General features: G+C 67.0%; 12 protein-coding genes and 1 pseudogene. 4 read left to right on the top strand and 9 right to left on the bottom strand.

The features are described from left to right. Nucleotides 1-1,772 precede the first annotated feature (1,772 nt). Nucleotides 1,773-2,675: pseudogene (locus MZV50_RS26695) on the bottom strand (S-layer protein RsaA); the annotation flags it as partial. Nucleotides 2,676-2,937: 262 nt separating this feature from the next. Here MZV50_RS26695 and MZV50_RS07770 point away from each other — a divergent pair. From MZV50_RS07770 to MZV50_RS07755, 4 genes are all read left to right on the top strand, one after another. Continuing rightward, the gene (locus tag MZV50_RS07770; protein WP_252633847.1) at nt 2,938-3,237 is read left to right on the top strand and encodes a helix-turn-helix domain-containing protein; all 300 of its coding nucleotides are present in this window, start codon (nt 2,938-2,940) and stop codon (nt 3,235-3,237) included. A gap of 70 nt (nt 3,238-3,307) precedes the next feature. Next, a complete protein-coding gene (locus tag MZV50_RS07765) occupies nt 3,308-4,792 on the top strand; it encodes a hypothetical protein (RefSeq protein WP_252633846.1) in 1,485 nt (494 codons plus the stop codon). Nucleotides 4,793-4,916: 124 nt separating this feature from the next. Beyond that, nucleotides 4,917-6,098, top strand: a complete 1,182-nt coding sequence (locus MZV50_RS07760) for an FkbM family methyltransferase (protein ID WP_436792213.1) — start codon at nt 4,917-4,919, stop codon at nt 6,096-6,098. Nucleotides 6,099-6,106: 8 nt separating this feature from the next. Beyond that, nucleotides 6,107-7,411 (top strand): glycosyltransferase family 4 protein, encoded by a 1,305-nt coding sequence (locus tag MZV50_RS07755; RefSeq protein ID WP_252633844.1) that lies wholly within the window; start codon nt 6,107-6,109, stop codon nt 7,409-7,411. Here MZV50_RS07755 and MZV50_RS07750 read toward each other — a convergent pair. The 8 genes from MZV50_RS07750 to MZV50_RS07715 all read right to left on the bottom strand — a co-directional run bounded on the left by MZV50_RS07750 (nt 7,408) and on the right by MZV50_RS07715 (nt 22,919). Beyond that, nucleotides 7,408-8,907 carry a tryptophan halogenase family protein gene (locus MZV50_RS07750; RefSeq protein WP_252633843.1) on the bottom strand — a complete coding sequence of 500 codons (1,500 nt, stop codon included), beginning with the start codon at nt 8,905-8,907 and terminating at the stop codon, nt 7,408-7,410. The genes MZV50_RS07755 and MZV50_RS07750 overlap by 4 nt on opposite strands. Before the next feature lie 19 nt (nt 8,908-8,926). Then, complete coding sequence (locus MZV50_RS07745) at nt 8,927-10,033, bottom strand: cupin-like domain-containing protein (RefSeq protein ID WP_252635203.1); 1,107 nt, start codon at nt 10,031-10,033, stop codon at nt 8,927-8,929. After that, the gene (locus MZV50_RS07740; RefSeq protein ID WP_252633842.1) at nt 9,958-10,680 is read right to left on the bottom strand and encodes a SapC family protein; all 723 of its coding nucleotides are present in this window, start codon (nt 10,678-10,680) and stop codon (nt 9,958-9,960) included. The genes MZV50_RS07745 and MZV50_RS07740 overlap by 76 nt, the downstream gene beginning before the upstream one ends. Before the next feature lie 96 nt (nt 10,681-10,776). Then, entirely contained in the window at nt 10,777-13,875 is a 3,099-nt protein-coding gene (locus MZV50_RS07735) for a TonB-dependent receptor (RefSeq protein WP_252633841.1), read from the bottom strand. Nucleotides 13,876-14,289: 414 nt separating this feature from the next. Continuing rightward, nucleotides 14,290-16,776 (bottom strand): beta-galactosidase GalA, encoded by a 2,487-nt coding sequence (gene galA, locus MZV50_RS07730; RefSeq protein ID WP_252633840.1) that lies wholly within the window; start codon nt 16,774-16,776, stop codon nt 14,290-14,292. A gap of 145 nt (nt 16,777-16,921) precedes the next feature. Next, complete coding sequence (locus tag MZV50_RS07725) at nt 16,922-19,564, bottom strand: TonB-dependent receptor (protein ID WP_252633839.1); 2,643 nt, start codon at nt 19,562-19,564, stop codon at nt 16,922-16,924. Nucleotides 19,565-19,702: 138 nt separating this feature from the next. Next, nucleotides 19,703-21,061 (bottom strand): glycosyl hydrolase 53 family protein, encoded by a 1,359-nt coding sequence (locus MZV50_RS07720; protein ID WP_252633838.1) that lies wholly within the window; start codon nt 21,059-21,061, stop codon nt 19,703-19,705. A 79-nt stretch (nt 21,062-21,140) separates the two neighbouring features. Next, the gene (locus tag MZV50_RS07715; RefSeq protein WP_252633836.1) at nt 21,141-22,919 is read right to left on the bottom strand and encodes a response regulator; all 1,779 of its coding nucleotides are present in this window, start codon (nt 22,917-22,919) and stop codon (nt 21,141-21,143) included. Nucleotides 22,920-22,986 lie beyond the last annotated feature (67 nt).

Here is a 22,986-nt window from a genome sequence, read left to right as displayed (position 1 = left end):
AGAACGCCCTTGGCGATGGTGCCGCCGGTGATGGCGCCATCAGCATTGACCGCGCCCGTGAACGACAGCAGGTCGGTATCCAGGATGGCGGCGGCCTTGGCGGCGGCATTGGTGCCAACCGCGGCGGCGATCGCCTTTTCGAAGTTCTGGATCGACTCGATGTCGCCCGTGGTCGAAGCGCTGGTGACCGTAATCAGGTCAGCGCCCGAGCCGAGCTTGATCGTGCCGCCGCTCGCCACGCCGGCCAGCGAGGTCGACAGACCGCCGGTCGAAGCCGAAGCATCGATCGTGGCCAGCTTGGTCAGAGCACTGGCCGTCAGGTCCAGGTGGCTCGCGCCGGTGACGGTGATCGTCGCCAGCTTGTCGTTAGCCGCCGTCGCGCCGTCAGCGATGGTGATGAAGTTCTGGGCGTTCGCGCCACCCGAAACCACGGTCACGGCGGTCGCAGCGGCGGTCGTCAGAGCGATCGTCGAAACGTTGTCCGTAGCGGCGGTTTCACCCGTCACAGCGCCAGCCTTGTTCAGATACGAGGTATCGAACACGGCGGTCACCGAGGTGGCGTTGGTCGCCGTCACGGCCACGCCAGCCGTATCGTCGGCAGCGGTGTCGGTGCCGGTCTGGTCGGCGTCCAGGGTGACCGTCAGCGCGCCGCCGGTCTTCTGGGTCAGCGACAGAACGTCGGTCGTGCCCATATCGGCCGTAGCGCGGAAGCTCACGCCAGCGCCCAGGTTCGACAGCGTCGCAGCGGCGGCGCCCAGGGTACCCGAACCCACGATTTCCGAGACCGTGTTGTTGGTGGCCAGGATATCGAGATCAAGGTTGTGGTCGAGACCGTTCACGTCGAACACGTCAAAGTTCTTGAACGCGATGACGTTCGCCGAACCAACCAGTTGCAGGGACAGCGTATCGCTGCCAGCGCCCGCGTCGATGGTGTCGGCGGCGGTGATCGCCACGCCCGAGGTGAAGGTGTCCGAACCATCGCCCAGGTCGACCTTCAGGACGTCGCTGCGCGACGTGACGTTCACGGTATCATCGCCCGCGCCGGTGGTGACAGTGGTCACGCCCGTGCCGGTGGTGCTGATCGTGATATCGTCGGCGCCCGCGCCCGAGTTCAGGGTGGCGGTGACGGTTTCGTCAACGGTGGTAGCCGTGTTGTCCTTCACCGTGGTGGTCGCGATCGTCAGCGTGTCAGCGCCAGCGCCGCCCGTGATGGTGCGGACATCGGTGTCGCCCACGAAGGTGATAGCGCCCGTGCTGGCCGAGAGATCAACGCTGCTGACCTTGGTGGTCGTGCTGGCGCTGTCGTCAACCGTCAGCGTGACGCCAGCGGTCGAGTTGAGCGAAACCGCAGCAACGTCCTTACCAACCTTCAGCGTGACATTGGTGTTGACCACGCCATCGCCGTCATTGTCGGCCACGGTGCCGGTCACCGTAACGCCAGCCAGCGCTTTGTTGGCCGAACCGTCGACGATGAAGGTTTGGCTTTCCTTTTGGTTGTCGAAAGCGATCGCGGCCGACGTAGCGGTAGAGTTCGTCGTCACCGTGGCGCCGGTGGTCAGATCCTTGAAGCCAGCGACAACGCCGTTCGCCACACCCTTGGTCTCCGTCGCAGCGCCGACTTGCCACAGCTGCTGCACGCCTTGATAGATCGAAGCATCAGCCAGGTTGCTGCCCGAGGTAGCGGTCGCGTTGAACAGGAACACCTTTTCAACGTTCTTGACCGTCAGGTTGGCAGGAAGCGTCACACCGTTGCTGCCAGCCTTGGTGTAGACGTTCAGCGTGTCGACGCCGTTGCCGCCGTCGATCGAATCGAAGTCCGAGAAGGTGGTGGCGGCAGCGCCGTTGGCGTCGATGTTCAGGGCGTTGAAGGTATCGTTGGCGCTGGTGCCGACGATCGTGTCCGGACCGGCCTTCAGCGTGTAGGTGGTGCCCGTGGCGCCCGCGGCCGGATAGGCCGTCAGGATGTTCACGCCGGCGGCCGAGTCGGTCGACAGCGTGCCGTCCGACAGGTCGGTGATCAGGGCGGTGGTCGCGCCGGCGTAGGCGCCGAGGCCCGAAACCGTAGCGACGTTCAGGATTTCGCCGATCAGAGCGGCCTTGACGGCCAGATCGATGTCGGCGGCGGCGGTCAGACCGGTGTTCGCCTTCACGAAGTTGGTCAGGTAGGTGATGTTGTCGGCGCGGCTCAGGAAGGCCACGGCGGCGGCGACGTCGACGCCGGCGGCGGCGGCGGTCGCATTGCCGATGATCTTGTCATAGGCGGTCGCGACGGTCTGCGCGACCGACACCGAACCATAGGCGGCGGCGAAAGCGGCGGCGCCTTCACCCTGACCGGTGGCCAGGTTGATCGAGAAATTGATGAAGCGGTTTTCCGCCGAGAACTTCGAATAGTAGGCGTCGTTCAGGTCGCTGGTGTTCGTGGTCGAGTTGACCAGGAAGGAAAGACCAGCGGCCGACGGAGCGCGACCGGTGAAGAACTGATAGGTCTCGACAGCGACGGCGGTCGTGCTGTTGAGCAGCTTCAGGGTGTTGGTCAGAGCGGTGGTGTCCGAGATACCGCCGGTCTGCGACTGCGTCGCGTACGCGTCAAGCGTCAGGGTGGTGGCGGCATCAGGCGCCTTGCCGAGGTTGGCGTTGGTGTACGCGGCAACCAGTTGGGCCGTAGTATAGGCCATGAGGATAGTCTCCCAAAAAAATCCCACACCCCCTGCGACCGAGTGGTGCGCATGGGAGCAGCGACGGCTATAGAGCAAACGTCATACGTCGACAATAGCTGAAATCGCGCCGTACAGCATTTTTCTAACCGGTACAGCAAATTCCTATATAGCGTTCCTTGAACCCCCCCGAAAAACCCGCTATGTATAAGGCGATTTCGTCGGGTGGATGAGTGAGCGCGCGCCCGCGCCCCTCCCGCCGACGGAGCGCGAGGTCTTTGTTATGTATGGCAATCCACAACGCCGCAGCGCTTCCGACGTCCAGGACCTCCGCCGTGAGGGTGGGCGCTGGCTGAAAGAGCAACGCGAGGCCGTCGGGCTGTCGCAGCGCCAACTGGCCGCCAAGGTCGGCGCCGACTACTATACCTTCATCTCCCAGCTGGAGACGGGTCGGGGCCGCATTCCGCCTGATCGTTACCGTGACTGGGCCCAGGCCCTTGAGGTCTCGGAAAAGACTTTCGTCCGCGAACTGCTCCGCTTCTACGATCCGATCACCTACGAAATCCTGTTCAGCGGCGACTAAGTCGTCTATCCTGTCGCCGCCGGAGGGGGGTCCGGCGGTTCGTTCTTAGGCGTGGGGAAGCTTCCACCGCATGGCCGCTCAGGTCCTTTCGTTCTTCCAGCGTTCGCCGCGCCACGCGCCTCAACCCGCGGACTGGACCCAGCAGGAGCTGGCCGAGTTCTACCGCGTCGAGAGCGCCCTGATTCGCGCGGGCATCCGCGTCGGCACCGACCGTGGCCTCAGCGACGAGAACGAACCCTGGTTCATCTTCTATCGCGCCGATGACGGCGAGGTGGTCATTCACTTCGCGCGTATCGACGGTGAATACCTGATCGCCGGCCCCGCCTATGAAGAGATCGCCCGCGGCTTCGATTTCACGGCCCTGGTCCGCAACATGGTGGCGCGCCACCCGCTGATCCGCCGGCCCGAGAACAACAGCAACCTGTCGATCCACCCGGCGGCCCTGCTGATCGCCGTGGTCGGCACCGCTTTCTTCAAGACCGGCGAGGCGCGGGCGGCCGAGACCGGCGCGACCAACGCCCAGTCCGGACATGCGCGCCCCGTGCTGCTCTCGTCCAGCTCGACCGCCAGCCTGTCGGGCGGCGTGGCGCCGGTCGCCGTTCAGCAGTCCTCCGCTTACGACACCGTCCAGCTGCCGGTGAACCAGGCGGTTCTGGTGCTGGCCGCCGCCCTGCTCGCCTCGGACTACGGCGTTGACACGGCCAGCCTGCAACCGACCGCCCAGTCCGCGATCGCCGCGGCGGCCGCGTCGCTGGATTTCGGCCCCATCGGCGGCTCGGCGTCCGGCCTGGACGCCGTCGCGATCCTGCCTGCCCCGACGCACACCGTCACGACCGAGACCTCGCCGGCCCAGACGGTGTCGAGCGTGCTGTCGCTGGTGGCTCTGCTGTCGTCCCTACCCGACCACGGCGACACGCCGACCGCCGGCCTGTCGTCCTTCACGGATGGCGACGCGCATCGCGACCTGGCGGCGAACGACCTGCCCGCCGCCAACGACGCGGCGAACTGGACCCTCGACGTGCGGCTGGGGCTTGGCCTCGACGGCCTGCCGTCGGTCCAGGCGGTGCAACTGATCCGCGGCGCTCTGGGCGACGCTGGCGCGCAGAAGATCCTGGTGATCGAGGTCGCCAAGCTGCCCGACGTACTGGCCGACCTGATCGCCAAGGGCGAGCACTACAGCGTTTCGCCGGCCACGCCGCCGCAGGTGCTGAACCCCGACACCACGCCGAGCACGCCGGACACCACGCCGACCGGCGGGGATACGGGCGCGACCCCGCCCGCGACGCCGCACGACAAGCCGACCACGCCCGACCCGACGACCGGCCACGTCCCGACGGCGCTGGTCGAGGATTTCATCAAGTTCTTCATCGCGCATACGAATGGCGTCGAAGTGGTGCAGCACGGCCAGGACATCATCATGTTCGATGCGAGCATCCTGCGTGATGGGAGCGCGGCGACCCACCTGATGTCCATGACCTTCGACTTCGCCGATGGCGGCTCGATCAGCCTGGTGGGCAATCATTCGGCCTTCCTGCACGACGGGATTCTGGTCTAGACGAAACGTTTCGAGGCTTGGCGCTTCGGATGTCGCGAGATCGGAAGAGCGTCTGCGCCTCGCGCCGCGTTCGGGAAGGATTGATTTGAGGCCCGCACGCCTGGATTTGACGATCCGTTCCGCCATGCGCGCTCCGTCACCTCGCGAGACGCCCGCCCAGGCGTCCCCACCGTCGCCGCCGCCGCAACGGCGGTTCAGCTTCGTCCGCCGTCTGCTCAGCCCCCTGCTGTCGCCCGTGGCCAACTACGCCCGCCGCTACTTGCAGGCCAGCGTCGAGCATGAACTGCGCGAGACCCGAAATCACCTCCACGCCGTGTCGGCGGATCTGCACGCCCTGTCGGCCCACCTGGGCGACCTGGAGCACCGGTTGGACCTGCTGCTGAGCCAGAACGCCCGCCTCGGCGCGGCGCTGGGACAGCTGGACGCGCGGGTTGAACGTGACGGCGTCGCCCTGGCCCGCCTGCCCGGCCTGTTCGGTCCCCGCTTCGACGAGCTGGAGATCAAGGCCCGGCCGCTGATCCACTACGACAGCGAGTCGACGGCCATCCGCATGCGCGACGGCTACATCCTGGCCCCGACCGCCCTGCCGACCTTCGTCACCATGCTGGCCAACGCCACCAGCCGGGGCCTGGAGCCCGGCACCGGTGACGCGCTGCGCCGCCTGGTCCAGCCGGGCATGGTGGTCGCCGACGTCGGCGCCAATATCGGCCTGCTCACCTTGCTGATGGCGTGGGCCGCTGGCCCATCGGGCAAGGTCATCGCCTTCGAGCCCGAGGCCACGCCCCGTGCGAACCTGGAGAAGATGAAGCATCTCAACGGCCTGTCCTGGGTCGAGGTGCGCGATCAGGCCGTGGGCGAGAAGCCCGGCCGCCTGACCTTCCACGTCAGCGACATCATCGGCCACAGCTCGCTATACGCCCTGCCCGAGGCCGAGGAGGCCCGCACGGTCGAGGTAGAGGTGGTGCGCCTGGACGACGTCGCCCCGGCCAAGCGGATGGATGTCGTCAAGATCGACGTCGAAGGCGCCGAGCTGGACGTGCTGGCCGGCATGAAGGGCCTGATCGCCAAGAACCCCGACCTGGCCATCGTCGCCGAGTTCGGCCCCGAGCACCTCAAGCGAGTCGGCCAGACCCCGGCCCAGTGGTTCAAGGCCTTCGCCGACGCCGGCTTCGAGGCCTATCTCATCGATGAGGCGACCAGCGCGGCCGAACCGACCAACGCCAAGGCCGCCGCCAAGCTGGTCTCGGCCAACATCGCCTTCGTGCGCGCCGGCGGCGACGCCGAGCGCCGCCTGCTGAGCCGCTAGGACCCGCGATGAAGATCTGCTGGGTCACGCCCTTCGCCCTGCGCTCGTCGATCGGCCGGGTCAGCGCCGCCGTCACGGAACAGCTGGCCGCGCGCGGTCATCAGGTCGAGATCCTGCGCTGCGAGGATCAGGACGATCCGGCCGAGCCGCTGCATCCAACCGCTCTGCCCGTCCACCACTGGCGACGCTACGATCTTTCAGGGCTGCGGACCGCGTTCGACGTGGTCGTCGTCAATATCGGCGACAACTATCCCTTCCACGCCGGCGTGTTCGCGGTCCTGGACGCCGCCCCGTGCCTGGGGATCTTCCACGACTTCTACATCTACAACCTGTTCTCGGGCTGGCTGCACCACAATGGGCTGGACTATCGCCGGCACGACGCCGAGATCGTCGCGACCTATGGTCCCCAGGCGGAGCCGCATGCCGTCGCCGTCCGTTCGGGCCAGATGCTGGACATGGGCGAGATCGCCCAGCATCTGCCGATGACCGAATGGCTGGCCGGGCGCTGCGAGGCGGCCCTGGCGCACGCCCAGTTCTATGCCCCGAAGCTGGAAGCCGTGGTCCCAGGCCCCGTGGCCGTGACGCCGCTGTGCTGTCCCGATCGCGCGACGCCGCCGGGACCGCCCAAGGCCAAGACCCCGCTGACCCTGACCACGGTCGGGGTGATGAACCCTAACAAGCGCGTCGCCGACGTGATCCGCGCCATCGGCGGTTCGGATGCGCTGAAGGCCTGCGCCTATCGCCTGGTCGGTCCGATCTCGGACGATGAGCGCGCCGCGCTGGAAGGCGTCGCCGCCGAGGTGGGGTTCGCCAACCTCGTCATCGACGGCGCGGTTGACGACGAGACCCTGGATCGTCGCCTGGACGAGGCCGACATCATGGTCGCCCTGCGCAAGCCGGTGCTGGAAGGCGCCTCGGGCTCGGCCTGCGAGGGCATGCTCAGCGGCCGGCCGACCGTGGTGGCGCGCGCCGGCTTCTATGGCGAGTTGCCCGACGATCTGGTGTTCAAGATCGACGGCGAGATCGTGATCGAGGAACTGCGCGAAGTCCTGGAGCGCCTGGTCGCCGACGAGACCCTGCGTCGCCGGACGGGCCAGGCCGCCCGCGCCTGGGCGCTCGAGACCCTGAACGCCGCGCGCTACGCCGAGGCCGTCGATACCCTGGCCCAGGCGCAGGTCACCAGCCGCCCGCTGCTGGCCGTCGGCGTCCGCCTTGGTCATGAGCTCAGGGGCATGGGGCTGGCCGACACCGATCCGGCCACGGCGCGGATCGGCGCGACGCTGCAGACGCTGTTCGCGCCGATCGAGCCCTAGGCGCTCTTGCTGACCGGCGGCGCGCAGTAGCCGTCCAGGAAAGCCTGATGCTGCGGCAGCCGCGCGACCGCCCCGGCGATGTTGCGCTTCAGGTCGTCCAGCGCCTGCTTCAGCTGCTGCGGCGGCATCAGCCGGCCCATGTGGTGATAGGCTTGGGGCGTCACGCGCTGGCCCAGTAGCACCTGCAGCCAGGAGTCGACCTGGAACAGCTCTCCGGGCGCCTGGTAGACCTGGGCGCCCTGGCGGAACAGCGCGATGCGCTGGGCCAGGCTGTCGGGGATCTCCATCGTCCGCACGCGGTCCCAGAACGGGCTGTCGGCCCGCTCGGTCGCCTTGTAGTGCAGGATGATGAAGTCGCGGATCTTCTCCAACTCGTCATCGGCCTGACGGTTATAGCGGTCGACAACGGCCTGGCTGACGCCGGCGAACGGGAACAGCTGCATCAGTCGCGTCACCCCGATCATGATCAGGTGGATCGAGGTCGATTCCAGCGGCTCGACGAAGCCACTGGCCAGGCCCAGGGCGACGACGTTCTTGTCCCAGGTCTTGCGGCGGCGGCCGGTGCGATAGCGGATCAGACGTGGCGGGATCAGGGTCTCGCCCTCGATCTCGCCCTGTAGCTGGGCGTGGGCCTCGTCGTCCGACAGGCATTCGCTGCAATAGACCAAGCCGTTGCCGACGCGATGCTGCAGCGGGATCTTCCAGCGCCAGCCAGCCTGGTGGGCGATCGCCCGCGTGTAGGGCGCGGCCGGCTCGGTCGAGCGGGTCTGGACGGCCAACGCGCTGTTGGTCGGCAGCCAATGGCCCCAATCCTCGAATCCCGCCTTCAAGGTCTGTTCGATCAGCAGACCCCGGAAGCCGGTGCAGTCGACGAAGAGGTCGCCCTCGACAACGTCGCCGTTCTCCATGACCAAGGCCTCGACAAAGCCGTCCTCGCCGCGCTGGCGCACGCTGGCGATCTTGCCCTCGACGCGGCGCACGCCGTCGGCCTCGGCCATGCCGCGCAGGAAGCGGCCGTAGAGGCCGGCGTCCAGGTGATAGGCATAGTTCAGCGGACCGTTCTCGCCGGTGTAGAACCGGTTCTGCTCGGCCGCCTTCAGCTCGAGGCAGTAGTCGCCCAGCTCGCCGCCGAAGCCCTGCTCGCGGGCCTGCATCCAGAAGTGATGGAAACCGCCCATCCAGGTGGATTTTCCGACCTGGCCGAACGAGTGGATGTAGCGGTCGCCGACCTCGCCCCAATGCTCGAACGAGATGCCCAGCTTGAAGGTCGCCTGGGTGGCGCGCATGAACGCGGCTTCGTCGATGCCGAGCAGGGCGTTGAAGGTCCGCGCCGTGGGGATGGTCGACTCGCCCACCCCGACCGTGCCGATGTCCTCGGACTCGACCAGGGTGATGTCCAGCAGCGGGCCCAGCTGACGGGCCAGGGCCGCGGCGGCCATCCAGCCGGCGGTGCCGCCGCCCGCGATCACCACCTTGCGGATCGTCTGCTGGGTCATGGCGTCCCTCCCCTTTTCCCTATCGATTCAGCCGGTCGAGCAGATAGGCCCGCAGCCGCCTGGCTTTCATTTCGTCCATCGGTCCCAGCGCGCCACGCGCCGCCTCGGGCATGTGCGCTCCGGCGCGATCGGCCGGGCCGAACACGTAGTAGTCGAACAGCGCCTTCCAGCCCTGCTTCTCGAAGTCGGGCCGGTCGCGCAGGCTGAGCAGGCCGTGTAGCAGGGTGTTCATCGGCGTGTCGGCATGGGCCGGCGCGGCGTTCCACCAGTAGTTCACCAGCACGTTGAACGGCTCCAGCGCCTCGACCTGATGCCACCACAGGGCCGGGTAGACCAGCAGGTCGCCAGGCTCCATCTCGGCCACTTGAGCGTTCTTCAGCGCCTCGCGGAAACCGGGGTGAGCGTCGAAGTCGGGCGTCTCGAAATCGACCAGGCTGACCACCTGGCCGCCGGGCGTCGGCTCCAGCGGACCGGGATAGAGATTGGCCACCTGGTCCGGCGGGAACAGGGTGAAGCGCCGCCGGCCCACGGCGCAGACGGCGATGTTGTTGGACATGTCCCAGTGGGCGGCCGCGACGGTGCGATTGCCGATCCAGATCCCGGCCATCGGCGGCTCGGGACCGAACACCTCGGCCCCGACACCCAGGTCGTTGGCCGCCTTCAGGCTGGGGAAATAGGCGTCGAGATCCGCGGAGCCGACATAGACCGACGGCGCGTCGTTGGCGCCCTCGACCTCTTCGAGGCGGCGCAGGAAGGCTTCCAGCGGCGCGCGCTCGGCCTTGAAGTTCATGGCCGTGCGGGTCTCGTCGTAGAAGAAGCGGCCCTTGATAGCCGGGTCGCCGGTGTAGCCCACCACCCGGCCGCCCTGGTCGTGGGCGCGGATGTAGTCGCGAGCCGCCTGGCCCGAGCGAAGCCCCGCCTGGACCAGCGGCCAGTCGCGGACCAGGCCCTTGAACAGCATCGGCGTCTGGCCGGCCAGCACCGCGTCGAACGGGATCTCGGCGGGCGACGCCACCGTGGTTTCCAGCGTGCGGCGGGCGACCAGGGCAGTCATGCCAGGGCCGCCTGCTTGCGGGTCTTGCGGGCGATCAGCTCCTGGATGTTGCCCATCGACGAGATGATCCAGTGCGCGGCGCGCAGCAGGCCCGACTGGTGCAGCTTCTCGAGGTCCTCGCCCGTCACGGCCGCCAGGCGATCGGGCGCCAGGGTGAAGACGTCGGGCAGGTCGTAGGTAGTCTGGTCGTCCAGCTTGATCTCGATGTCGACCGGTTCGATCAGGCCCAATTCCTCGAAGAAGGCGAACATCGGCCCCGCCACTTCCAGTCCCTCGTGGATCTGTCCGAGGGCCTGATTGATTCCCTGCAGGTACGGCGAGTTGCCGCCCGCCGGCAGGAACAGGCGCTCGCCCTGGTCGCAGCTGATGCGCGGATGGTCGAGGTCGACATGGATCATCGGCCGCGGTTCGCCGCCCCGGTCATCGCGCTGCAGGGCGATCGAGAACGGGCCGCGGCGCTGGACAGCGGGCACGTAGCGGGCGTTCCAGCCGCTCTGGTCCAGGAACAGGTTCTCGTCGCGATCCAGGCCCAGCAGCGCCACGGCCTGATAGGCGCCGGCGGCGTCCTTGCGGATCAGGATCGGATATTCACGCTGCACCGCCTCGAACTCGGTGGGCAGCACCAGGGTCTGGTTGATCGCATCGCCATAGGCGACGCCATGGCCGGCGATCACGCGCAGGTCGGCATGGTCGACGTTGTTCAGAAGCACTCGGTTCATGTCGGCCTACTCACGCTGGGCACGGGCACTTCAAAGGAAGAAAGGGACCGCCGCAAGCGCGACGGTCCCTCCTTCGATCCTAGGAGACTTCCGGTCCTAGAAGCGGTAGCGGGCGCCGAGCAGGAAGCGCCGGTCCAGTTCTTGCGCGAACCAGACCTGCTTCTCGTCGCGGGCATAGGTGCGCAGATGCTCCTTGGTCAGGTTGATGCCTTCGAAGGAGAGGGCCAGCTTCGGGGTGACATCGTAGCTGATGTTGATGTCCAGCTGGCCGAACGGCGCGACGTTGACGGGGTTGCGCGAGCCGCCGCGGTTGGTGGCTTGCAGGAACTTGTCCCGCCAGTTGTAGGCCACGCGGGCCGAGAAGCCGTACTTCTCGTAGATCAGCGTGGCGTTGGCCGTGTCCGACAGGCCCAGCAGAGCGAACTGGTCCTGGCCCGGGTCGGCGGCGTTGTCGAAGCCGACGTCGCCGCGCACCAGCGTATAGGCCCCAGCGACACCAAAGCCCGTATCGCCGAAGAAGTGCTGACCGGCGATTTCGAAGCCGTGGATGTTGCCGGTCTTGTTGATCGGCTGCGAGACCTGGAAGCTGAACAGCGGATCGGTGCTGGTGGGCGCGATGTCCACGGCCGCCAGGATTTGGTCGACGAAGGCTTGGTTCAGGTCACCGCTGGGAAGGCGGTTGGCCTGGAACTGAGCCGTGGCGGCCGACACCGAACCGGTCGTCTTGATCAGGGCCGCCATCGTGAACAGGTTCACGTCGCCGACGCCCGCGCCGATGGCCGCCAGAGCGGTCTTGGCGTCGCCGGACAGGGTGCCCGGCGCGCCGGAGCTGGGGTCACGCAGGTCGAACATGCTCGACCTCTTGGTGCCGGTGCCGACGAAGTTGCTCACCCGCTTGTCGAAGAAGCCGATCGAGATGTAGCTGCTGGGCTTGTAGTACCACTCCAGCGAGACGTCGAAGTTGTCGGAGACCAGCGGATCCAGGTCGGTGTTGCCGATGGCGCCCAGCGGGATGGCCCCGTTGGCGACCGGACGGTTCGGCGTCCCGACGCTCTGGGCGGCGAACAGGTTGTTGTAGTCCGGGCGCGCGATCGTCCGGCTGAACGAGAAGCGCCCCGTCAGGTCGTCGCGGAACTCGACCTTGAAGTCCATCGACGGCAGCAGATTGTTGTACTTACCCTTGCCCGTCAGCGGTTGGTAAACGCCGTTGGTTTGCAGGGAGAAGTCGTTGTCCGCCGTCCAGATGATCGCGCTGGGCACCAGGACCAGCGACGTCGCGTCGGTCTTGGTGGTCTCGTAACGGACGCCGGCGACCAGTTCGGTCGGCAGACCGACCAGCTCCGACTTCCAGACCAGCTGGCCATAGACCGAAGCGATCTTTTCCTTGATGCGGTTGTTTTCCTGGCCCGTGACGCCGACCGCGTTGCCCTTGGCCACATAGACCGGCGACAGGGCGTTGTAGAGGTCGATGGCGTTGGCGCGGAACGAGACCAGGCCCGCGCCCGACTGGTTCAGGTTGAAGTCGTTGAACTGGCAGGCCAGGCAGAACGCCTTCACCAAGTTGGCGGCGTTCTTGGAGACGTCCTGCGGGCTGGACATGCCCCAGCTGCCCAGGTCTTGCTGGGTCGACTTGCTGGTCTGCAGCATGTTCGAGTCGCGATAGTCGCCACCGAACTGGATGTTGCTGCCGTTGTCGTCCAGGTCCCAACGGAAGTCGGCCCGGATTTCCTTGACCTTTTGCTGCTGGCGTTGCGCCCAGGTGCGAGCCACCTGGCTGGCCAGGTCGCCGACGTCTAGAACGCCGTTGCCGTTGCCGCGCAGAGCGTCGTTGAACGTGACGCTCGGGACCGGGGCCGCGCCCTGGTAGCTGACGGTCTGGGACGTCAAGATCGGAGCGGCGATCGAGACCGCCGTGGAGCTGGCCCCGTTCGGCGAATTCGGCTTGGCGTCCGCCTTCGAGATATGGCCGTCCACGGTGACGTGGAAGCGGTCCGAGACATCCCAGGTTCCGTTCAGGCCGAACGACTTCAGCGTATCCTCGTTGCCGCGGTACTGCTGCTCGAAGCCCGTATCCTTGGTGCCGCTCAGGTTCTCCGACAGCAGGACGGCCGTGGCGACCGTCGGATTGTTGTCGAAGGTCACCTTGTCGAACGGGCGATTGAACCAGTTCGTGCTGTCGTTGCGGCGCTCGAACGCCTTGTTGCGGGCGTACAGGGCGTCGGCCGTGATCGTCATGGTCTCGATCGGGCGGAATTGCGCCGTCAGCTGAGCGTTGACGCGCTCACGTTCGCCTTGAGCGAAGTGATAGCGGGTGTCATTGGGGATCGCGACCCAGGTCTTCGGGTTCGACGGGGCGTTGGTGATCTGGGTGGCGCCGCCGTTGCGGACGAAGCCGTTGGCCGGATCGATGAAGTCGGCGTACGACTTGATGTTCCAGTCGTTCACCGTGGCCGCGCGCGTGGTGTAGTCGCGCTTTTGATAGCTGCCGAACAGGGCGACGCCGAACTTCTCGCTGTCGTCGACCCAGTTGATCAGGCCCGAAGCTTCCGGCGTGTACTTGTGGCCGAAATCATCGACCTTCTTGTCCATGCTGGTGTCGTAGACGCCCTTGACCCCGATGCTGCCCGTCAGGCCCGGCTTGCCGTCCAGCGGGCGGCGGGTCTTGACGTTGATCGTGGCGCCGATGCCGCCCGTCGGGATAGCCGCGCGGCCGGTCTTGTAGACCTCCAGCGTGGACACGCCTTCCGAGGCGAGGTTGGAGAAGTCGAACGACCGGCTCGTGCCGGCCGCGGTGTCCGAGGACTGGTCGCCGCCGACCGTGGCGACCCGCGCGGTGGGCATGGTGCGGCCGTTCAGGGTCACCAGGTTGAAGCTGGGACCAAAGCCCCGCACCGTGACCTGCGAGCCTTCGCCGTTCGTCCGGTCGATCGACACGCCGGTGATCCGCTGCAGGGATTCGGCGAGGTTGGTGTCCGGGAACTTGCCCATGTCTTCGGCGGAGATCGCATCGACCACGCCGCTGTTGTTGCGCTTGATCTCGATCGACCGTTCGAGCGATGCGCGGATGCCGGTGACGACGACCTCGTCGACGGCGGTATTCTCTTGAGTCTGCTGGGCCAGCGCTGAGCTGGCGAACATGGCCGCCGTGATGGCGACGCAAGAGGCAGACGCGTGCAAGCGACGAAGCCGCTTCATAGCCGTTCCCCCTAAAATTGGCCCTCTCTGGGGCGATGTTTATTGTTACGAGCCGGAAGCATTTCCCGGCCGCTCTTCCCGTTCCCGCGACTGGCGAACAACCAATGCACGAGAGACCAGTTAGCGGTAACATCGGTCGCCGACCGCCGCAATGACCAATTGACAGCGCTAGCAATTATTTTTCAAGGCCATTTTGGGATGATTTTTATGACAAATGAGGGTCTCTCGGGGTCGATTTTGCAGCGCCGCAAAGGCGCCGTATTCCCCTAAGCAGCTCAAGGTTGCGTTATAAATCGCTACGGAAACCGGTTTCCGCGCACGGAAAAGCACGACGGCGGCCAGCTTGACGCTGGCCGCCGCCCCTCCCGCGCGCGGGATTTTCATCGATGACGCGTGCGGCGCGTCAGAACCGGATCAACCGAATGTGAGATCCAAGCCGGCGCTCTTCAGGCCGTCGGCCACCGCGACCACCCTCGCCCGCCCGGCCTGATTCCGTCGGGTGCGGACAATGGCCTGGAGCAGACCGTTGAAAGCCTTCCTCTGGGACGCCACGTCGGGCTCGTGGCTGGTCGGATTGCCGTTGCCGACGCCGATCAGGTCGGCCGCGCCCGAGATCTCGAAGCGCACCAGGGTGTCGGCGCGCGGGACCGGGCGGCCCTTGGCGTCCAGCACCTCGACCTTGAGGATCGCCACGTCCTGGCCGTCGGCCTTCAGCTTCGGACGGTCGGCGGTCAGGCGCAGGGCGGCGGGCGCGCCGGCCGTCTCGCGACGTTCGCGCAGGATCACCTTGCCGCCCTTGTAGCCGTGCGCCTCGATCACGCCGGGCGCGTAAGGCACTGACCATTCGACGTGCTGGTTGGGCTGAACCGCGCGCACGCCCTGGCTCTTGCCGTTCAGGAAGAGCTCGACCTTGTCGCAGTTGCTGTGCGCCCAGACCGCGATCGGCTGACCCTCGCGGCCCTCCCAGTTCCAGTGCGGCAACAGGTGCAGCAGCGGCTCCGGCCGCCACCAGGCGCGGTAGTAGTAATAGTTGTCCTTCGGAAAACCGCAGGTGTCGAAGGCCCCGAAGTGCGAGCTGATGCTGGGCCAGCGGTTGAACGGCGTCGGTTCGCCGCGATAGTCGAAGCCGGTCCAGATGAAGCCGCCCGCCATCCACGGTCGGTCGGCGGCGTGGCTCCACCATTTCTCGGCCGTCGTCGCCCACCACGGATGGTCGGTGTCGTAGGCGGGCACGTAGCTCTTGGCCTCGTCGCGGGCGTACTCGCCGCGCGTAGTCACCACGCTGGCGCTCTCGGTGCCGATGATCGGCGTGTTCGGGAAACGGGCGTGGAAGTCGTCCATCTTCTCGTGGCGATAGTTGAAACCCTGCACGTCGATGACGGTGCTGATGCCCTCGCCGAAGCCGTTGTCCATGGCCGCGGTGACTAGGCGCGTCGGGTCCAGGCGATTGACCAACCGCTTCATGGTGGTGGCGACCTTGGCGCCGCGGGCCGTGCCCTGTTGCGGCTCCTCGTTGCCGATCGACCACAGGATGACGGACGGGTGGTTGCGGTCGCGGCGGACCAGGCGCTCCAGCTCGTCCATCGAGGTGGGATCGCTGGACATCCGGCGGGTCTCGTCGATGACCAGGATGCCCAGGCGGTCGCAGGCGTCCAGCAGCTCGGGCGTCGGCGGATTGTGCGAGGCGCGATAGGCGTTGTTGCCCATCGACTTCAGTTGCTCCAGCCGCCAGACCTGCAGCGCGTCCGGGATCGCCGCGCCGACGCCCGCGTGGTCCTGATGGTTGCAGCTGCCCTTCAGCTTCACCGGCTTGTCGTTGAGGAAGAAGCCTTTCTGGGCGTCGAACCGGATCGCGCGGACGCCAAAGCGGGTGACGAACCGGTCAACCACCGCGCCGCCGACCTTGGTCTCTGTGACCAGCGTGTACAGGTGCGGGTTTTCCAGCGACCACAGGATCGGGTTGGACAGGGTCACGGTCTGCGACAGGCTCACGCGCTCCCAGGCGGGGATGCGGTCGGCGGCGGGGGCGACGGCCAGGACGGGCTTGCCGGCGGCGTCCAGCACCGCGTGCGAGACCTCGAACGCCTGGCTGGCATCGGACTCGTTGACCAGGTCGGTGTCGATCTGGACCGTGCCGTCGACCTTGGCGCGGACGAAGACGCCCCACTGCGGCACGTGGACCGGCGCGGTCTTCACCAGCCAGACGTGGCGATAGAGGCCCGCCCCTTCGTAGAACCAGCCCTCGCCCAGGCTGGCGTCGACGCGGACGGTCAGCCAGTTGTCGCCGCCGACATTGGCGATGTCGGTGATGTCGACGCGGAACGGCGAATAGCCGCTGTCCTCGCGCTCCAGGATGTAGCCGTTGACGATCACCAGGGCGTCGCGGAACGCGCCGTCGAACTCGATCGACACCCTCTTGCCGGCGTCGCTGGCCGGCAGGGTGAAGGCCTTGCGATACCAGCCGACGCTGTTTTCAGGGAATTCGCGACCCAGCGCCTTGTAGCCATGGGCTGCCCGCAGATCCTCGTCGTCGGGCTTGCCCGAGGGCTTGTAGTCGGGGTTGTTGGCGAACGGCAGCTCGACGGCCCAGTCGTGCGGCAGCGTCACCGGCTTCCAAGTGCTGTCGTCGAAGTCCTTCTGGGCGGCGGCGGCCACCCACCAGCTGGGGGCGCTGGCCCCTTGCTTGGCGTAGGTGCGCTGGTTGGCCCCGAAGCCGAAGTCCTTGTCGGGATCCGAGGCATGGCCCAGGGCGAAGCGCCAGTCGAAGTCCAGGGAGATCCGTTCGCGCGGGCCTAGGTCGATGGCGGCGACTGGAGCGATTTGAGAGGCGGCGGCGCCCGAGCGGGCCAGCATCGCCGCGCCGGCCGTGGCGGCCAGGGCCTGACGTCGATTGATCTGCATCGGGAAAGCCTCTCACGAACTCAAAAAGAAGGGGAGGAGGCAAAGGCCCCCTCCCCCAGCGCAAGGAACGTCGGGGAGGAAGTGACGCCCTAGAGTTTTGCCTTGCCCGATCCTCCGGCGAATGCCGGCGGGATCGGGCGTCGGGCTAGAACTTGACCGTGAAGTCGACCAGGTAGCGACGGCCGTAGCTGTCGTAGCGGCCGATCCGGTTGGGATCGTTGTCGCGGTACATCCGCAGCGCTTCATTGGTCAGGTTGTTGACCTGGAAGCGGACGCTGAAGGCCTCGTTGATCTTGTACGAGGAGCTGAAGTCGAGGGTCTTCTCGCTCTCCAGGGTCTGCAGGTCCGAGCCGTTCCAGCCGTAGATGACCGTCATCGGCGAGTGGTACTTCCAGCCCAGGCGCGCCTCGATCGGGCCGTTGGCGTACCACAGGTCGACCGTGGCGGTGTTCTTGGCCAGGCCCGTCATCCGCAGCGGATTGTTGGCCGGCGAGAACTCCTTCAGGTCCGAGTCCACGAAGGCGTAGTTCGAATAGATGCCGAACTTGCTGAGCGGGCCCGGCAGGAAGAAGAACGGCGTCTGGAACGTCAGCTCGACGCCCTGGATGTAGCCGCTGCCGCCGTTGGCCGGGCTGGCGACCGTATAGGTCTGGCCGCCGAAGGTAGCCGGCGTCTGCTTCCAGCCGATATAGCTGTCGACGTCCTTGTAGTAGTAGGACAGCGCCACCAGGGCTTCGGGACGGAAGTAATATTCGGCCGAGGCGTCGAACTGGATGGCCTCGAACGGCTTCAGCTTGGGATTGCCGGCGCTGCCGGTCCACGGCGACCAATTGGCCAGGGTGCGGCTGGCGCGCAGTTCGTCCAGCGGCGGACGCGCGATCACCTTGGCCAGGCCCAGGCGGACGATCTTGCCATCGCCGAAGTCGAACTTGGCGTTCGCCGAGGGCAGGATGTCGGTGTAGTCGTTGTCGACCGTCACGGCCTTGAAGGCGCTTGCGGTGTCCTGCTGCATGCCGTCGCTGCTGGTCTCGGTGTGCACCACGCGCGCGCCGACATTGCCGGAAACCCACGAACCGCCGACGCTGTCGCCCGCGAAGTTCAGCTTGGCGTAGCCTTCGTAGACCTTCTCGTTGACCGACCAGCGCTCGGCCAGTTCTTCGGTCGCCTTGGAGACGTCGAAGGCGTTGGCGCCGTAGGCGACCACGGCGATCTTGTCGATGTCGCCGGTCAGCAGCGCCGGGACGTTGGCGCCGCCGCTGAGCGTGTAGGCGGTCAGCAGGTTGGTCGGGATCGTCGCGCCGGTGGCCGACGGGGCGAAGCTGAAGCTGACATGGTCCTTGGTGCGGTCCGAAGCCCGGACGCCGAACTGCACGCTCTTGAAGAAGCCGTCACCGCCGAAGTCGCGGGTGAAGTCCAGGGCCGCGGCCTTCAGTTCGTCGTTCAGGTGTTCGGGGCCGTCATGCGAGCCGGCCAGGTCCGCCGTCTGGCTGAGCTTGATGCTCTCCTGGCTGGTGGTGATCGTCGGCGTCACGCCGGCCCGCCAGTCGAAGGACGTCCAGTCCGGCCAGGCTTCGAAGCGCACGGCCTTCCAGGTGTTGGTCCGCTTGGCCTTCGAGTACGAGACGTCGCCGGTGACGGTCCATTGGTCGCCGGTCCACTTGCCGTTCAGGCCGCCGGCGAACAGGTCCTTGTCCTCGCTGTACTTGGCCAGCACGGTCTGCACCGAGCTGAACGGCAGGCGGGCGGCCACGACGGCGTTGTTGATCAGCGTGTAGGACGCGCCCGGCGCGTTGTAGACGCCGTCGTTCCAGCCGATGTTGCCCGTGCCGGTGTTCCAGTTGCCCCAGTTGTTGGCGCCCCAGACGGTCTGGTCCTGGACCTCGATGATCTTGATCTTCGAATAGAGGGCGTCGGCCTTCAGCTCGAAATGGTCGGTCGGCTTGTACTGCAGGCCGCCGGAGATCCCGGTGCGCTTCTGGTCGATGCGGCTGGCCGACATCTGCGCGCCCCAGGGCGTGTAGTCGACCTTGCCGTCATGATTGACGTCGCTGCTGTAGTCGCTGGCCCCGGCGGGCGGACGCGCGTTGCTGTCGTTGTAGCCCCAGCCCGTGAACGAGCCATAGCCGTTCTTCTGGCGCTGGGCGGTGACGCCGACGACGACGGCCAGGTCGTCGTTCAGCTTGTGGACCCACGAACCCGAGCCGCGATAGCCGGTCGTCTTGTAGTTCGGGATGTCCTTGCCGCCGTCATAGAACACCGGGCCGGCGCGCAGCACGAACTCGGGGCCGCGATAGTCCAGCGGAGCGATGGTGTTGATGTTGATGGTCGCGGCGACGCCGCCGGCGATCAGGTCGGCCGACTGCGACTTGTAGACCTCGACGCCCGAGACGACTTCGGAAGGATAGATCTCCCAGCGGACGTTGCGGTCGGGTTCCGACGAGGCGACCTCGCGGTTGTTGATGGTGCCCAGCACCAGGCGCGCGCCCAGGCCCCGGACGACCGCCTGGCTGTCGTTGCCGCGGTCGCGCGTGGCGTTGACGCCCGGCAGGCGGGCGATGGACTCGGCGATGGTCACGTCGGGCAGGACGCCGATGTCCTTGGCCGAGATGGCTTCGACGACCTTGTCGGAGCCCTGCTTTACGGCCAAGGCGTCGCGCAGGCTTTTGCGGACGCCGGTGACGACGACTTCCTCGACCTGCGAGCTTTCGGTGGTTTGGGCGTGGACGCCTGCGGCCGACGTCAGAGCGATGCCGCTGACAGCGGCGAGCAGAATGGCATGACGAGTCATGTGAGTTCCCCCTGAATGAGAACGGCGTCGCGCTTCGTGGATGGCGCGACTGCCTTGTGGCGACGCGGAATCGCGTCAGGCGCTCCCGCGAGCGCCACGGGTTCCATTTATCATATCAATCGCATAAGACAAGCGCTGTCATTTCAGTGGAATGACCGTCGCGCCCTTCCCCACGATCGCCGCCTCGGCCTGGGCGTCGCCGACGGTCGCCGGGTCGGTCGCCGTGGCGGCCGTCACCGAAGCGCCGGGCATCAGCCGGGTGCGATAGGTCCAGGCGCCGTTCTCCAGCGTCATCGGACGCGGACCGACCCCGCCCAGGAAGTCGCCGTCGATGAAGCGCGCGGCCTCGCCGTGGGCGACGACGCGGAAGGTGACGTCCATGGGCATGACGTAGGGCGCCTTCAGCCAGTCGACGCCTTCCAGGGCCTGGCCCTTGAAGTCGAACAGGGCCGCGTTCTCCCAATTGGAGCCCTGGCCCCAGCGGGTCTTGCACTTGGTCGAGAGCCAGGCCGGCTCCCAATAGACCACCCCGACCCCGCCATTGGCGTAGACCAGCTGGGTCAGGTCGGTCAGGTACTTCTTCTGGCCCGCCGGGGTGGCCGGATAGCCGGCGATCAGCGAGTCGGCGCCCAACAGGTTGGGCGAGCTGTCGGCGCCGTCATTGGTGAACGGATAGGCCGTCTCGACCACCAGCACGTCGGCCGAGTACAGGTGACGCAGGCGGTTGATGGTCTGGCCCAGCTGCGCCATCGAGCGCTTGGACCACTTGCTGTAGTAGCTGATCCCGATCAGGTCGAAGTCGGTGACGCCGGCCTTTTCCGCCGCCGCGAACCAGGGCTCGACGTTCTCGGGCTGGGCGATGTGCAGCATGATCCGCGGCTTGATCGCCGAGGCCGCGCCGGCGTCGCGCACGGCCTTGATCCCGGCGTTGAACAGCAAGGCGTTGCGGTCCCAATTGATCGGCTCCTTGGCCTTGGCCAGGCTGGAGACGATCTCACCGTTGGTCTCGTTGCCCACCTGGACAAGGTCGGGCATCAGCCCCTCGCGATCCAGCTCGGCCAGGGTGTTCCGGGTGAAGGCGTACAGCGCCTTGGCCTGATCCGGCGTCGACAGCCTGGCCCAGGCCCTGGGCGCGATCTGCTTGTCGCCGTCGGCCCAGTCGTCGGAATAGTGGAAGTCCAGCAGCACTTGCAGGCCGGCCTTGCGGGCCTTGGCGATGCTGCGCTTGACGTCCTTCAGGTTCGAATACGGCGTCCAGTCCGGGTCGTTCCAGATCCGGATCCGCGCGACATTGGCTCCGGCCGACTTGAAGAAGGCGTAGGGCTCGACCGTCTTGCCACCCGCGCGATAGACCGCTCCGCAGTCTTCCATCTCGTTGGCGTAGGAGATGTCCACGCCCAGGTAGGTTTGGGGCGCTGCATGCACGGGCGAGGCCAGCAAAGCCGCCAGCGAGAGGGCGATCAGCGAGGCGCGGGCGTTCGAGCGCTGGGGGGTCATGTTTCCTCCGTCGCGATCGCTTCGAAGGCGTCGCAAGGCGGGGACTATCATTTATCGTACAATTAAGACAAGCGCCGCTTCAGGCGTCGGCCATCCGCTTCTGGGCGATCTCGGCCAACAGAGCGTACAGCGCCGCCACGTCCAGCGGCTTGCGCAGCACGCCGTCGGCGCCGTCCTCGCGATAGCGGACGACATCCTCGGGAAAGACGTTGGCGGTCAGCATCCAGATCGGGATCCGGGTCCCGGCCGGCTCGACGCGACGGATCTCGCGCACCGCCTCGCGCCCGCCCAGCACCGGCATGTTCACATCCATCAGGATCAGGTCGAAGACGCCCCCGCGCCACAGGTCCAGGGCCAACGCCCCGTCCTCGGCGAAGGTCAGGGCCACGGGCGCGTTCTCCAGCGCCAGCGCCAGCACCTTGCGATTGGCGGCGTTGTCCTCCGCCGCCAGCACCCGGATCTCGTCACGGCCGGTTCTGTCTAACGGGACAGGCGCGGGCCGGGGACGATGGATCGGCGCGGCGAAGGCGAACCAGAACACCGCCCCGCCCCGCCCGCCCTGGGCGACGGCCAGGGTCGCGTTGGGCGGATCGACCGCGATTTCGCCCCCCATCAACGCCAGGTTCTGGGCGCAAACCCGCAGACCCGCGCCGGTGCCGCCCTGAACGCGGCCGCGCTCGGTCTGGTCCCAGGCCTCGAACACCCGCGCGCGATCCTCCGCCGGAATCGGTGGGCCGGTGTCGGCGACCTCGACCAGCACGCGCAAGGCCTCGCCCTCGACGACGCCCGCCAGACGCAGGGTGACGCGTCCGCCCGCCGACACCGCGCCCAGGGCGTTGGAGACGAGGTTGACCAGCGTCTGCTCCACCCGCACCAGGTCGGCGACCACCAGGAACGACAGGGTCGGGTCCGCGTCCTCCAGAGTCAGGGTGACGCCGATCGCGCGGGCGTGGCCGTTCCACACCCGCACCACCGACCGCGCCAGGGCCCGCAGGTCCAGCGGCGCGAGGTCCAGCTTGGCCCGCAGCGGGTCCGCCCGGGCCTGGTCGAGGACACCGTTCAGCAGCCGGGTCAGCTGCTCGCCGCTTTCCACGACGCTTTCGGCCAGATCCGCCTGGCGCGGGGTCAGGCTCTCGCCCTTCAGGGCGCGGGCAAAGCCGAGTATGGCGTTCAGCGGCGTGCGGATCTCGTGGCTGGCCACGGCCAGCAGCTCGCTCTTGGCGCGGTTGGCCGCGCGGCTCTCATGCATCGCCTGGGTCAGAGCTACATGATTGCGGGTCAGGTCGCGCAGGGCTCTGGTCAGGGCCCGGTCCGTCGCCTGCTGCCGCGCCGTCACCACCAGCACCGCCGCCACGAACAGCGCCATGGCCAGCGTGTAGTGGCTGAGCCGGAACGGATCGCTCCAGTCGATGGCGATCCAGATCAGGGTCAGGGACGGCGGGACCACGCCGATCAGGTAGCTGACCCGGGTCAGATGCACCCGCAAGGCAGCGAACAGCAGCACGCAGATCGCCAGCAACGCGGCCTCGACCTGCAACTGAGGTCCCTCGTAGAGCCGGATCTGCGTGGCCAGCCAGCAGGCATTGGTGACCAACAGGAACATCAGGACGTCCGACTGCAGGGCCAGGCGTCGGTGCGCCCGTTCCGGATCCGGATCGCGCAGGGCCAGCTCGGTGGCCAGGAACAGCGCGAAGTAGAGACCGAACTCCAGAACCCCCAGGCCGGCCATCCGCCAGGGCGTGAACATCAGCAGCAGCAGGACGAAACAGGCGACCAGCGCCAGGCGTGACAAGGCCACGCCACGCGAATAGCGCACCAGCCCGTCGAGCTGGGTGACGTCCGTCGGCCTCTTCAACATGCGGGTCCCGCCAACCCTGCCTCCACTGGGGAGGCGCTTTTCCATAGGCCTACGATTCGCATCGTAA

It is taken from the genome of Caulobacter segnis (assembly GCF_023935105.1).
GTDB lineage: Bacteria > Pseudomonadota > Alphaproteobacteria > Caulobacterales > Caulobacteraceae > Caulobacter > Caulobacter segnis_B.
Note: the sequence above shows the minus strand (reverse complement) of the source record. Positions and strands in the feature narration are given on the sequence as shown.